Origin of the sequence: Chitinophaga agri (assembly GCF_010093065.1) — a bacterium.
GTDB lineage: Bacteria > Bacteroidota > Bacteroidia > Chitinophagales > Chitinophagaceae > Chitinophaga > Chitinophaga agri.
The window spans coordinates 2242161-2255190 of the sequence record NZ_CP048113.1 but is presented as its reverse complement, the minus strand read 5'-3'; the positions used below and the strand labels follow the sequence as shown (position 1 = coordinate 2255190).

General features: G+C 47.7%; 11 protein-coding genes. 4 read left to right on the top strand and 7 right to left on the bottom strand.

Annotation, left to right across the window (positions count from 1 at the left end; translation table 11 throughout):
- Position 1 precedes the first annotated feature (1 nt).
- Positions 2-748, top strand: coding sequence for a lycopene cyclase domain-containing protein (locus GWR21_RS08635; RefSeq protein WP_162331346.1), 747 nt, complete (start codon positions 2-4; stop codon positions 746-748).
- On the opposite strand, the gene GWR21_RS08630 is transcribed toward GWR21_RS08635, so the two are convergent.
- Positions 741-1205 carry a DUF4268 domain-containing protein gene (locus tag GWR21_RS08630; protein WP_162331345.1) on the bottom strand — a complete coding sequence of 155 codons (465 nt, stop codon included), beginning with the start codon at positions 1203-1205 and terminating at the stop codon, positions 741-743. The genes GWR21_RS08635 and GWR21_RS08630 overlap by 8 nt on opposite strands.
- Before the next feature lie 126 nt (positions 1206-1331).
- Positions 1332-2087, bottom strand: a complete 756-nt coding sequence (locus GWR21_RS08625; RefSeq protein ID WP_162331344.1) for a hypothetical protein — start codon at positions 2085-2087, stop codon at positions 1332-1334.
- Positions 2088-2455: 368 nt separating this feature from the next.
- Between GWR21_RS08625 and GWR21_RS08620 the strand changes: the two genes are divergently transcribed.
- The gene (locus tag GWR21_RS08620) at positions 2456-3193 is read left to right on the top strand and encodes a DUF434 domain-containing protein (RefSeq protein ID WP_162331343.1); all 738 of its coding nucleotides are present in this window, start codon (positions 2456-2458) and stop codon (positions 3191-3193) included.
- Positions 3194-3198: 5 nt separating this feature from the next.
- Here the strand turns inward: GWR21_RS08620 and GWR21_RS08615 are convergent, their stop codons facing one another.
- Positions 3199-4104, bottom strand: a complete 906-nt coding sequence (locus GWR21_RS08615; protein ID WP_162331342.1) for an ADP-ribosylglycohydrolase family protein — start codon at positions 4102-4104, stop codon at positions 3199-3201.
- A gap of 303 nt (positions 4105-4407) precedes the next feature.
- On the opposite strand from GWR21_RS08615, the gene GWR21_RS08610 reads away from it, so the two are divergent.
- The gene (locus tag GWR21_RS08610; RefSeq protein WP_162331341.1) at positions 4408-6834 is read left to right on the top strand and encodes a CshA/CshB family fibrillar adhesin-related protein; all 2427 of its coding nucleotides are present in this window, start codon (positions 4408-4410) and stop codon (positions 6832-6834) included.
- 59 nt (positions 6835-6893) lie between these two features.
- Here the strand turns inward: GWR21_RS08610 and GWR21_RS08605 are convergent, their stop codons facing one another.
- Both GWR21_RS08605 and GWR21_RS08600 read right to left on the bottom strand, forming a co-directional pair.
- On the bottom strand, positions 6894-8267 hold the full coding sequence (locus GWR21_RS08605; protein ID WP_162331340.1) for a glycoside hydrolase family 47 protein: 1374 nt from the start codon (positions 8265-8267) through the stop codon (positions 6894-6896).
- 82 nt (positions 8268-8349) lie between these two features.
- Positions 8350-9189: an AraC family transcriptional regulator gene (locus GWR21_RS08600; protein WP_162331339.1), complete on the bottom strand. Its 840-nt coding sequence runs from the start codon at positions 9187-9189 to the stop codon at positions 8350-8352.
- A gap of 290 nt (positions 9190-9479) precedes the next feature.
- Between GWR21_RS08600 and GWR21_RS08595 the strand changes: the two genes are divergently transcribed.
- On the top strand, positions 9480-10916 hold the full coding sequence (locus GWR21_RS08595; protein WP_162331338.1) for a glycoside hydrolase family 130 protein: 1437 nt from the start codon (positions 9480-9482) through the stop codon (positions 10914-10916).
- Here GWR21_RS08595 and GWR21_RS08590 read toward each other — a convergent pair whose 3' ends face one another.
- Positions 10917-11927: a glycosyltransferase family 4 protein gene (locus GWR21_RS08590; protein ID WP_162331337.1), complete on the bottom strand. Its 1011-nt coding sequence runs from the start codon at positions 11925-11927 to the stop codon at positions 10917-10919. It lies immediately after the preceding gene.
- Positions 11924-13021: a glycosyltransferase gene (locus GWR21_RS08585; protein WP_162331336.1), complete on the bottom strand. Its 1098-nt coding sequence runs from the start codon at positions 13019-13021 to the stop codon at positions 11924-11926. Before GWR21_RS08585 ends, GWR21_RS08590 begins: the two co-directional genes overlap by 4 nt.
- Between the last annotated feature and the right edge of the window lie 9 nt (positions 13022-13030).

The following is a 13030-nucleotide window of genomic DNA, read 5'->3' as shown; positions in this document are numbered from 1 at the left end:
GATGCAGTACACTTACCTGGCCATAGACATAGGCTCCCTGATCGTTCCTTTCATAGCCTCCTTTCATCCAAGGCTGAAGTTCTATCAGCAATGGCCCTTTCTGTGGCCTGCTATGTTATTTCCGGGACTGCTTTTCATTTGCTGGGATTGTTTTTTTACATCGGCAGGGGTATGGGGCTTCAATCCGAAATATGTGATGGGTGTGTACTTTTTTAATCTGCCGCTGGAAGAAGTACTGTTCTTCCTCTGCATACCTTATGCATGTCTTTTTTCATATCACTGCATATTTAGTCTGTGGCCGTCATTCCGCATGTCGCACAGGGCATCCACCGTCATATCCGGCCTGTTACTGATGATCGGTGTAGCAGGCGCTTTCTGGTTTTCAGCACATATCTACACATTCGCCACACTATTGCTCATGTCGCTGTTCGTTCTCTGGACCGGCTTCCTGACTAAGCGAAGCTGGACCGGTCGTTTCTATATCTGCTATGGCCTGATGCTGTTGCCATTCCTGGTAGTGAACGGTCTGCTTACCGGCTCATGGATCGCGGAGCCGGTAGTATGGTATAATCCGCTGGAAATAGCTGGTCCCAGATTAATGACTATCCCGCTGGAGGACATTGCATATGGTCTGCTCCTGATCGGTGTAGAGGTGGCCATGTATGAATACCTGCTATCTGTCAGAGGGGCCGCTGTCAGGTATGAACATCCGGCTAAGGCTGCCGATAAAGTACATCCGCTTACATAACCGCCTCAAAGGCATATTTTGCCATACTCCAGAATTCATCTAACGCGATAATACGCGGTTTAAAGAAAGAAATGACCGTGGGCCAGTCTTCCTGCCGCAGTACGGATATATTATCTACCTGTTTACTGATGGTGCTGACCAGGCGTCCGTATTCATCCGTCGTCTCCTTTTGCCAATGCCAGTCATCTTCATCCAGCGTAGCCTGAAGCATGGTCTTATGCAGAAGGAACTGATTGTAAAACTCCCGGTGCAGTGTTATATCTGTGTGGGAGATAACGATGGCAATACTGGCAGTTTGGTTGTCAGCGTCCATTTTAAAGCTGATACCCGGAATGCCTGTTTTATAGTTGGACCAGCTGATGATCTCACCATCAGCTGAAAGTATTGGCTTCATATACTTGCCGAATGTTGTCCAGAATGCCTGTTTAAGTTTGGAAACTTCCTGTTTAGAATACATGTATCACATTAGCTGTTCACAGCTTCAAAGATAGATCACTATCTGTTGGTTTTGTCACAACGGAAGATGTTTTTTGTGAGCAGTGTATTGTTGAATGCGTTCTGATGCGGGATATACAGCCGGTCATCACATAGAAAAACTTCCCATCATGTGGCGCGTTGGAAAGAAATTCTCTTTGTCATAGGTTACAAACAGAAATCTGAGTTCTTTTCCGTTTATCTGATAATAGGTTTGCCGTATGGCATTCACGGGAGTTGTGTTTTTTACGATCGTACATTCCTTCTGGGTACCCTGGTTAATGAAGCAATTACCTATAGGACTGTATTTCCCCTCACGGTAGCCATATATCTTAAATTCGATATCGTCTACTACAATAAATCCGCCGGGAAGCTTTTGCCTGACCCTTGCAGGGAATAGGTCTTTAAAGACGATCTTTCCGTCGCCATCCGTATAAGCGACTAACGTATCCTCACTGTTATAATATCTGTACGCCACTTTCATGTGTGGCATTGACTGTCTGTCTTCATCTACCACATGGATACTCGTCTCTTTCCCATTATTGGTATCACTGCTCCTGATGGATGGAATGTAGTTACTTACATCGTCAGTCAGTATCAGTGTATCCTTTCTGGTTTCCCACTTACCATCCGCCTGGTACCACAGCAAACAGCTTGCACTTCTATTGAATTTATACGTGAATGTGTGTTTACGATGGATGACCAGTGATGAGAAATCAGTCCCCATCAATGTGTCATAGGCCGTCAGCGCTGACGTATCGATCATCACTTTGTAGGTGCCGGGTTGCACCTGACAGAAGGATGGTGCATTTACCAGTAGCAGTGCCGTTATAACAATGTATCTCAGTATCGTCGTAAACCGCATATTCAATTAATAATCAGAAAGAAAATCAAAATTTATATTGAATAAAACCTGAAATCAGTAAGGTTTTATGGATTGTTGAAGTAGTTGTTTATACCTCAAATTTAAGCAGAAAACCCGGGAAAAAACTTGCGGGAAATACTGAATTGTACGCTGAACAACCGCGTCTTTTCCGATCTGTTTATATTCATCAGGTAAGCTTTCTCCTCCGTTTCTCCTCCGTTTTAAAACGGAGGAGAAACGGAGGAGAAAGCTTACCTGATGAATACTAAACCGAAAGTATACTTAATGAAGACTGATCATTTTTTAAAAGATTAACGGTAATCCGTTACTTTGTTGCCGGAGGCGCTGAAATACCATCGCGGGACACTATGGATAACCAACAATCACCTACAGCCAGAGATAGAGAGAAACATCATGAAGATAGTCATTTATTTGGTCAGCCGGCAGCACTGCAACATATGCAGCAGGCATTGGAGGACCTCTGTTTTCTGCTCAGCAGGGACTATCCTTTTAAGGCCGCCCTGGCATTGGTGGGTAACAGATATCAGCTCGTGAAACGCCAGCAGCAGGCGCTCCAGGGCATGGCATGTTCGGATGTTCAGCTCAGGAACAGACGGAACAAAGAATTATCAGCGGCTGACCTGAAAGGAAAGGAAGTATTACTGGATGCGTTCAATATCCTGATACTGCTGGAAACGGCGTTGTCGGGTGGGTATATTTTCAGGGGACTGGATGGTTGTTTCCGCGATATATCTTCCGTACACGGTGCTTACCGGAAGGTCAGTCAGACGGAAGAGGTGTTGCGACTGGTAGGGGAGGCCCTGCAGCAACTAGGTGTCACAAATGTCACCTGGATCTTCGATGCGCCGGTGTCCAATAGTGGAAAGATGAAAGGTATGTGCTATGAGATCGCTGAACAGCGCGGCTTTCACTGGGACGCGCGACTGGAGACCTCTCCCGATAAATACCTTATTGACAGCCACGCTGTTGTATGTAGCGCAGATGCCTGGGTACTGGATGATTGTGTCGCCTGGTTCAATCTGGGTGCCTATATCATTGCGCAGCTGCACGACCGGGAGCTACGTATAGTGCAGTCCGGCGCCTGAACAGGTTAACTGAAAAAGGCCGAGTCTTCCAGGTACTCTCTCTGCAATACCCACTGACGGGGTATGCTTTCTATACCGGCAGATAGCACGACGATACTACCCACGATGGCAGCGATCGTATCCCTGTCGCCAAGGCCGGATACCGCTGTCCACAGTGCTTTTTCATAATCATACAGGTGGTGCGCACAGCACCAGAGGGCAAAAGGAACTGTATCCTGCGCCATGAGTTTAATGCCATTTCCCAGGATAGCTGTCACTGTCCTGATGTCATAATGTGCCGGCAATGTTGCGGCTTTCCGGATCTTATATTTCAGATCGCTTTCGGGGGTATGATGGCTTATAAAATCAAAGAAGGCAGCAGGGGTTAATGTACCGGCCGGATGCCGGGCGCATATGCACGCAGCCAGCGCCACTGCCACTGCACCGGCAACCGCCTCCGGATTGAAATGGGTCACTTCTGCCGCGAGGATCGCCTGTGCTGTTACAACGGCTGCATCTTCATGAAAGGCCGCACCTATCAACCCGGAACGCATCGCAGCACCATTCCCCATAGAGCCCATACCATCAAACAGCTGCTGACTCACTGTTTTCCAGTGTTGACCAGCAGCAAAGGCTTTCAGGATAGCATGTGCCGTACCACCATAACCCCGGTAAGCGTCCAGCAGGTAATTATCTGCAAATATCTTTGCCAGCGCATCCTGGTCTATTTTACCATAGCTGACTAGTGTTCTGTAAATACCAATGCTCATCACAGTATCATCAGTAAATGGCCAGGTGCCTTCCTGCAGCGTTTTATGATGCAGTCTTTCCATGATAACGTCCTCTTTGCCGAAGAAGGTTTCTCCGAAAGCATCGCCTACAGAAAGACCTGTCAGTGATATGTTGGCACGGTGAAGATCGGGTGTATACATAGTGTTCGCAGATAGCAGGTGCCAAAAGTAGGAAAAAGTACCATAAAACGGGGAAACGCTTACCGTTCAACAAAAACTATAGTACCGATAGCTCCTGCACAACCTCTGCAGATGTACGGTTTTTAGGATATGTCCCTGGACGGGAAACTCTCTTTTGAATTATGATTTTATTTACTATTTTACACGTAAGCCTGCCTGAAAGCCTTTGTAGTAGCACGTTTGGGCTTACGTGGTGAGAATGAAACAGTTAGCCGGAGACCTATATCTATCTTTTGAAAAACGTCCCTATAATATATAAACCGAATGCCAAGATTTTTATTGCTACCATCGTTGCTGTTATTGCTTCATACCCAGTCATTTGCACAATTCGCTGACGCCGGTACCGGTCATCTGAGAGATGCTGTGTGGTGGATGGACTGGTCAGGTATGAAGATAGAGAACGGCGCGACCAGAACATTTATCACCGCAGATGGCCTTTCTGTGACCTTCACCCTCTCGGATGTAGCCGGGACGCCTGTTTCCCCAAAAAAGATGAATACCTGGAATGGTGCGTTACTGAAAAGCTTATACGATTTCACAGATACAACCATTCAACCTGCCTTATGGACACCTAACAACTTCTTTAACAGTAGCTTTACGATAACTGTCAGTGCTACACGTCATGGCAGACCAGCACCTTGTACACTGGTGGCAGCTGATGCGGAAGCGAGCAGCACTCTGGAATCGCTGGTACTGACCACATCTGCCGGCACCTGGCGTACAATAGAGTTCTTCAGGACCTCTACACAGGTGAATAATCCGCTGGTGGGCTGTGGTACGGCAACTGCCACCATTTCCGATACCTATGGCGGCACACCAGGTATCGGGCAACTGCCCGTTATTGCTGCTGATATTCCGGCTGTTACATCCTTCAGACTGGATGTCGGTCTGCTTCGTACCGGCCATGGTAGCAGTGCTGTCGCATTGGGTATCATATCGCAGACAGATGAAGGTGACCTGCCTGCCAGTTACGGGTATGCTGCTCATCAACTCGTATATGCCACGCAGCAACCCTGTAATTATGCAGTTCCTTTTCCGCTCACCAACCTGCAGTCCGCATTATACCTGGGCAGTGTACCGGGTGATGCAGATCCGGCCGGTATGACAGAGGATAATCTGCATGGCCCGGATGAAGAGGCGCTCAGTGCTTTTCCCGACTACACCGGAAACGGCGAATATACGTTGACGTTACCACTGCATAATTCAACAGGCAGAAATGCATACATCAGCGGATGGTTCGACTACAACAGGAACGGTGTATTTGAGAGGACGGAAATGGTCACAGCCGTGGTGCCTGCGAATGCCACCAATGCTACACTAAGCTGGACAGGATTGCCAGATGGTTTTATCAAAGGAAGAATGCCACAATATGGTTTTCGCTTCCGGATAGCAACCGACCAGCGGTCTGTCAGCACACCTGCCGGCTTTGCACCTGATGGGGAAGTAGAAGACTATCTTGTCACTATTCAGGCGCCCTGCGCTGCGAATATCAATACACTGTCCAACATGGTGCTCTGCGCTGGTAAGCCTGCGCAGCTCAACGCCAGTGGTGGCGTGAAGTATCAGTGGACGCCTTCAACAGGGCTCTCTGCCGATACTATTCCAAATCCGCTCGCTACGCCAATGGTCACCACTACTTATACTGTAAATGGTGTGGACGCTGAGGGGTGTCCGGGTGCTGCCAGTCTGACCATTCATGTAAATCCATCTCCTGTCTTTAATAAAAGAAGTGATACTGCTATTTGCGCCGGTAAATCAGTACAACTATATGCTATCTCTGATATTCCCGCGACCTATAGCTGGTCGCCCGACAGTTCACTGAGCAATGGCATTATCAGCGATCCTGTTGCTACACCTGTTGTCACCACCTCTTACACTGCTACCGCCACAACCATCTATGGTTGTACGAGTAAGGCCGTGATCAATGTAGTTGTGAATCCGGCACCGGAAATGAGGGTCATTCCTGATACGCCTGTAGCATGTCTCGGACAGACCATCGATGTTGTCTGTAAAGGAGGCGATGTATACAGGTGGTACACTGACAGGGATTCGCTGTTAGCGAATGGCCCGATGATCACAATTGCGCCTACCTGTGATTCGCTTTTTAAAGTATACATGGAACATCATACCTGTGCGGTATCCGATACGTTCATGGTGCCTGTGAAGGTGCATCCGTTACCGGTAGCCGGTGTTGTGAAATCGGGCGATATCGACTGTGCGCATCCGGAAGTTATACTGGAAGCAACTGGCGGCCGCTACTATAGCTGGACGCCTGCTGTTGCTATATCCAACAGCCTGGTGGCCAATCCCGTGGTGTCTCCCTTAAAGACTGCCACCTATGAAGTGACGGTCATGGATGAAAATGGCTGTACAGAAGTAAAAGCGATCACGGTGAATGTAGACGTTGCATTGTCGTTTACCCGTTATCCGGTACCTTCTGCATTTTCACCGAATGGCGATGGCCGTAACGATTGTTTCGGACTGAAGTTCTGGGGTGAGACAAATACATTTGAGTTCAATGTATTCAACAGGCATGGAAATATGGTCTTCAGTACGCGGTACCCCGGCGACTGCTGGGATGGGACTTTTAAAGGCATGGCACAGCCGGCAGGTACCTATGTGTATATGATCAGGGCTAAGACCGTATGTGGGGATGTGCTGCGCAAAGGAACGGTAATACTGGCCCGTTAAAATAATTGAGGCTATCTCAATAATGAGATAGCCTCTTCCTGTTTATAGTGCTGGTTAACTTACTCGTCAATGCCTAAGCGTTTCGCGCATTCGGCTTCTTTAAAATCTGCTATCTTAAATGGATTTCCTTCCGCAGTAAATACATATTCCAGTGTATTCAGTCCGCTGTCGGGTGTAAATAACAGATACAGATATTTCATGGTAGTAGCGAAGAAATAAACCGGCATTTTATTCTGCTGCTGTTTACTTCTCACATCCATCACACCGGTGAAGGCAGGCCCTGTTTTACAATACGCGGACAGGCTATTATAATACTCCCTGCCCATCTGCTGATACGCCGTATCTTTTGTGTAATCGTACAGATACCATGCTGACTCCATGATCTCTCCGTTCAGTTCATATGCTGCCGCCGTCACGTGCTGTCTGCGATAGTCATATATCATCGGCAGCAGTCCGTATTGTCGCCATAGCCTGTTCCATGTCCGCTGTACTTTCGCGGCCTGATCTGCATCATTATCGATACACAGCAGTGATGGCAGGTAAGCATCATAGGCGGTAATGGTGGTGTTCTTCACTTCGCCTGTGTACATATCTGTTCTGCGGTACCAGATCGCGGAATCACTTTCTTCGGCATCATACTGATTGATGGCAGTGATCGTTTTCTCCCACATATCTTTCAGCTCCGGATCTTTGAACAGCAGCCATGTTTTTAGCATCGATTCATAATAGGCACTACCGCCGGCTCCGATACAACTGATGGTTTCTAGCCATTCGCCGGTCTCGCAGTTAATGACATTACCGGTGAGGTTGATGGCGGAGCGTCTTCCGAATACAGCTGCAGTGGCTTTCTTCGCTGCCTGATAGTATTTCGGGTCCCTTGTATAGTAACTCAGGATGCCCATTTCAAGCGTATAGGCAGCTGCTTCCGCAGTGTTTACTTTTTCTCCTTTGACCTTGCCGGTCTTCAGGTTTATCCAGTAGTAGGGTATACCTGTTGGCGATCTGAAAGCTGGTAATAACCGGTCACCCACCTCTTTTGCACGTTCCAGTATCTTTGGCTGATGTGTGTAGGCGTACATGGATAATAATCCCCCCAGTACGCGGTTACTCACGTCAAATGTCTTTACGTTAACGTCTATATTAAAACTGCAGCTATCGCTTACGAACTTCTCAATGTCTCTGGCTTGTTTCTGCAAACCCATTACTTTCATGGTGCTGTAGGCGTCGATCTGCGCAATGCGTATCGGTTGCTCATACCAGTCGGTATAGGTCTTCGTCTGTGGCAATAACACATCATGCCCCCATGCGTATCGTTTATAGGCCTCCCAGGATCTGGCAAAATCCTGCTTTACGCTATTCGATAGCTCCGCATACTGGGCTTTCATAGGCAGATAACTGATCATGGCTGTGGCAGCCATAATGCATTTTTTCATCGGGTGCTAAATTATAATCTGCGAAAGTAATAAACCGCTCATACTATTGCGCTAACAAATATATTTTTTACGGTATAACGATCTAGGACATCCGCTGATGCTGTTCGCGGTACTGAGAAGGTGTTTGCTGATAGATACGCTGGAATTGTTTATAGAAATGTCCGAGGTTGTTAAATCCGCAGTCGTGACAGATACTCTTAATAGGAGAGTTGGTGATGGCTAACTGTCTGGCAGCAAACTGCATACGCAGTTCCGTTATCAAAGTGGAAAGCGTTTTATTATATGACTTGCGTACGGTCCTGTTCACATAGTCTATGTGCCGTCCACAGATAGATGCAAAGCCTCTTGCACCGAGACGGAACAGATCTGGCTGGGCAGGGAACTGCTGGATCGCATTATTGAGCCAGGCAGGAATATCCTGGTTATCCGGTTGATTTTCAGTAGGCAGTAACAGTTTGAACAAAGACAGCAGGAAGCTGTCCAGGTAGATGGCGGAGTCCTGATGCTTCCACATCTTTTCCGCCAGATGCGTAATGCTTCTTATCACAGCTGTGTCCAGGGTGGCCTGATAGGGCAGTGGGCCTTTCTTCCAGAAAAAATCTTCTGAGCCGTTGAAGTATCTTTTACGGAAATACTGCACGGTTTTCATGGGGAAGGCCAGGTTCATCATAGTAAAGCCCTGACGACCGGAGCAAAAGGTATGTTGATCCTCAGGTCGCATCATCACCAGATCGCCGGTGTTGAGGGGCATTTTTCCCTCATTGATAAGATGCGTACCATTGCCATGTTCTATCCAGAAGATTTCGGCATAGTCGTGATTATGAAGAGAGATGTCATCCCGTGAGCATATTTTAATGCGTGACAGATGAAAAATCTCGTCTCCTGTAAGGAAGTGGCGTAGTAAGAACCTGGTAACTTTCATAAATGTCCCCTGACGGGCTAAGGTAGGAAAATTTTATGCAGATGTGCCTGCCGCGGGTGATCAATAACATTGGATTAACCGCGGATAGTCGCTTTTAGTGCGGGTGGGTATAAAAACTATTGTTTTTCAGACGCACTGGCGCAGATATTGTTGGCTGATAGGTCATTTTGGTTGTAAATACGAACGGTGACGGTGACACGTGAATACGCTGTAAGCGCTTACGATTAAAAGAGTTATCTTTATTAGTACATATCTTTTATTAACCCTGTAGATTGTTACGTATGTTAAGCATGACGAGAAAAAATATCAGGATCAACCCTGATTTTACGAGAGTAATTCCCCGCTTTTTCAACTCCGGAAATGAACGGTCGCTACAGATCATTAACAAAGTGGTGGATATGGAGGAAACGATGGTATGTGAAGTCCTGGACGGTGTGCTTAAAGAGTTTTCCTGCAGGTATAAAAACATCCATGACGTATTTGATAATCATTATTCCCGGATCAGTCATCTTGTACCGTCTGGTATGAAGGTAACAAAAGAGCGCCAGCATCTGCTGGGCGCTTATTTCACGATGGAATACTCCCTCGAAGCCGCCGCACTGTTTAATCCTTCTGTGGTGGAGGCGCCTGACCAGTCGGGTTTGCAGCCAGGAGAGAAGCGGGTGATCGTCAGCTTCCGCGCCACAGGAGAAAGTCATATCTCTTCTATCGTATTCCGCCAGGGAATTATTGATAAAGATTGCAATATTACCCTGGATGAACCGGCTAAATTCCTGCAGGAGGGGAAATTAGCGGGGGAAAAACGCAACGATAAAGAACACTTTGCCCGTCAGCTTACACAGTTACGGCTGCCGGAAGACCTGCATGTAGGCATTCTGCATCAGCTGACAGATGATTTTACCTACTCAGAAATAGACGTGATCCTGCGTAACTCCCTGCGGGGTATCAAAGATCCCACTGATCAGCAGGCGATGAAACAACACGTACTTGAACTGGTAGATGCCTGTTATGAACTTCATTTTTCACATCATACCACGCTGGGAGAAAGGGTCATCTTTCCGGTTACATATACAGAGAAGAACGGCATTGAAGATGCCCGTTTTGTGAAGTTTATTGATGAAGAGGGTTCCTGCACTTATTATGCTACCTACACTGCCTACGATGGCACTTTTATACTGCCAAAGCTGATCAAGACCTGCGATTTTATTCATTTTGAAGTGCATCCCCTGTATGGAAAGGGGGCGGTCAATAAGAACCTGGCGCTCTTCCCGAAGAAGATCAACGGGAAATATGCGATGTTGTCCAGGATCGATGGCGTGAATAATTACATTATGTTCTCCGATGACCTGTACGACTGGGAGGAGCCGCAGTTGCTGCAACGTCCGAAGTATCCGTGGGAATTTGTACAGATCGGTAATGCGGGGTCGCCGTTGTGGACGGAGAAAGGCTGGCTGATCATCTCACATGGCGTGGGACCTATGCGTAAGTATTGCCTGGGAGCGGCACTGTTTGATCTCAACGATCCTACCAGGGAACTGGGCCGCCTGCAATATCCATTGCTGATGCCGAAAGAAGATGAGCGTGATGGCTATGTGCCGAATGTGGTGTATTCCTGCGGGGCAATGATACATGAAGGACAGGTATTCATTCCGTATGCGGTATCAGACTATGCTTCTTCCTTTGCCAGTGTACCATTAGATAAGTTACTGAAAGCGCTGCTGAAATAGTCAGCGCTTTCCCAATATCCTTTCATAGACATCGATGTAACGGGAGACCATTGTCTCCTGACTGAAACGGGACAGAGCGTGTTCGCGGCAGTCGTTTCTGCGAATACTCTCTGCCTTTTTAACGGCGATCACGGCTTCTTCGGTAGTTTGTACAAGAAAACCCGTTTCAGCGTCCGTAATGAGCTCTTTCATCGAACCCCGCTCAAAGGCGATGACGGGCGTACCACATAGCATAGCCTCTGCGACGCTTAATCCGAACGGTTCATTAAACAGGATAGGATGTAACAGTGCTGTAGCACGACCCAGTATGTTGTTCCTGTCTTCCGGACCTACATTCCCTTTATAAATAACAGTGGTATCATCAATCTCAGGTGCTATTTTCTCCCGGAAATAGGCTTCGTCCTGTATCAGTCCGCAGATGACCAGTCGCTTACCCGCTGCTTTTGCAATCTCAATGCAAAGATGCGTTCCCTTCTCTGGATGGATCCTTCCAAAACTCAGCAGATAATCATCCGGCGTAGCCGTAAAAGAGAACAACGCTGTATTCAGTCCATTGTAGACGGTATCGATGTAGGTCAGTGATGGATGGCGGTCGCTGTTACTGATCGACACATAGTGTGTGGAGTCATCGTACTTTTTATAAACGGGTATAATATCGGGAGAGGAGAATCCGTGGATGGTGGTCACCATCGGGGTGTGGATCACCCGGGACCATGTCAGCGGCAAAAAATCAAAATGATTATGTATTAGATCGAATTCTCTGGCCCTTTCCATCAGTGCGGAAATATGCAGGCATTCCCATACTTTAAAATCGCCGGGTATATCACCCAGGGGATGCTCTCGGACGGAAGAGAGTTTTGCATTGGTAATGGAATCGCCTGAAGCGAATAGGGTAACATCCAGTCCTTTGCTGACAAGGCCTTCCGTCATGACGGAAGCTACCTGTTCCCACGGCCCATATTGCCGTGGGGGAGTGCGCCAGATGATAGGCGCCAGAACAGCTATTTTCATTTATCAGTGTAATATTTGGCGACGGCGAAATAGGAGATCCAGAAGGAGAGCGTACTTTCGGCACCCTGGTTTTCATTGACACGGTCAGCTTGCAGGCCGTCAGCACAACCACCCGTCTGCTCATCGTACAATGGGAGACCTAATGCATTGGCCCCCATAAACCATTGCCACGATTGTTTCATTTTATACAGGTACTGCTGATCATCTGTGACATGCAGCGCCTGCTGATAGAACAGTACCATGGCCATAGCGTCCAGTGGCTGCTGGTCAAACAGGGCCGTGGTACCACCTTTGCTGCACCAGCCATTGTTACCCACAGGATACAGGATATCATCATGAAAGACCTTCGACTCCAGGAAACTGATCGCTTCCTCCGCAATGTGCAGGTAGGCGTCCTGTCGTGTGATCTCAAAGGCATGCAGTAAGGCTAGTGGAATGATGGCGTTATCGTATGTCAGCACCTCTTCGAACCAACACCAGCTATCATCAGTGTACCTGTTATACTCATGTACGAGTTTGTCGGCCATATGCACGATACTATTGATCAGCTGTGTGCCTGACGCGTGTGATCTTGCAAAGGAACATACGCCGATGAGGCTATTGGCAATACCCCGCAGGGAGATTAGTCCGTCCAGATGAGGGGCGGCCTTCAGGAAGATGTCTTCCGCAGTTCTGATGAGCTGTGGGGAAGGGCCATGTTCCACCAGGTAACCAAGGGCCATCATGGTGCGGCCATAGGCATCTTCCGAACTGCCGTCAAATATGATCTGCTTGTCGTAGCGCATGAAGTTGTGAAAATAGCCGTCATCCATCTGCATATAATGAATGAAACTCAGGTAGACGGACATCAGTTTCAGCGCTTCCGGATAGCGTCCATGCTGCCATGCCATGGCTGTCAGCAGGAGAGCGCGTGAGTTGTCATCTGTACAATAACCTTCTTTCCTGTTAGGGGTAATACGCAGCGCATGCTGAATAATGCCTGTTGTGTCTGTCATATTCAGCAGGTGTTCCGGATGGAACGGTGGCAATGCCGTTTCCGGTGGCATGTTTACCGTTTCCGGGAAGGGGACTGCTGTCTGTAAATGCGATCGCATGTAATTCTT

Excerpts from the sequence above, each read along its gene's own strand:
- GWR21_RS08635 (WP_162331346.1), top strand. The coding sequence starts at position 2 with ATGCAGTACACTTACCTGGCCATAGACATAGGCTCCCTGATCGTTCCT.
- GWR21_RS08630 (WP_162331345.1), bottom strand. The coding sequence starts at position 1,205 with ATGTATTCTAAACAGGAAGTTTCCAAACTTAAACAGGCATTCTGGACA.
- GWR21_RS08625 (WP_162331344.1), bottom strand. The coding sequence starts at position 2,087 with ATGCGGTTTACGACGATACTGAGATACATTGTTATAACGGCACTGCTA.
- GWR21_RS08620 (WP_162331343.1), top strand. The coding sequence starts at position 2,456 with ATGGATAACCAACAATCACCTACAGCCAGAGATAGAGAGAAACATCAT.
- GWR21_RS08615 (WP_162331342.1), bottom strand. The coding sequence starts at position 4,104 with ATGTATACACCCGATCTTCACCGTGCCAACATATCACTGACAGGTCTT.
- GWR21_RS08610 (WP_162331341.1), top strand. The coding sequence starts at position 4,408 with ATGCCAAGATTTTTATTGCTACCATCGTTGCTGTTATTGCTTCATACC.
- GWR21_RS08605 (WP_162331340.1), bottom strand. The coding sequence starts at position 8,267 with ATGAAAAAATGCATTATGGCTGCCACAGCCATGATCAGTTATCTGCCT.
- GWR21_RS08600 (WP_162331339.1), bottom strand. The coding sequence starts at position 9,189 with ATGAAAGTTACCAGGTTCTTACTACGCCACTTCCTTACAGGAGACGAG.
- GWR21_RS08595 (WP_162331338.1), top strand. The coding sequence starts at position 9,480 with ATGACGAGAAAAAATATCAGGATCAACCCTGATTTTACGAGAGTAATT.
- GWR21_RS08590 (WP_162331337.1), bottom strand. The coding sequence starts at position 11,927 with ATGAAAATAGCTGTTCTGGCGCCTATCATCTGGCGCACTCCCCCACGG.
- GWR21_RS08585 (WP_162331336.1), bottom strand. The coding sequence starts at position 13,021 with ATGCGATCGCATTTACAGACAGCAGTCCCCTTCCCGGAAACGGTAAAC.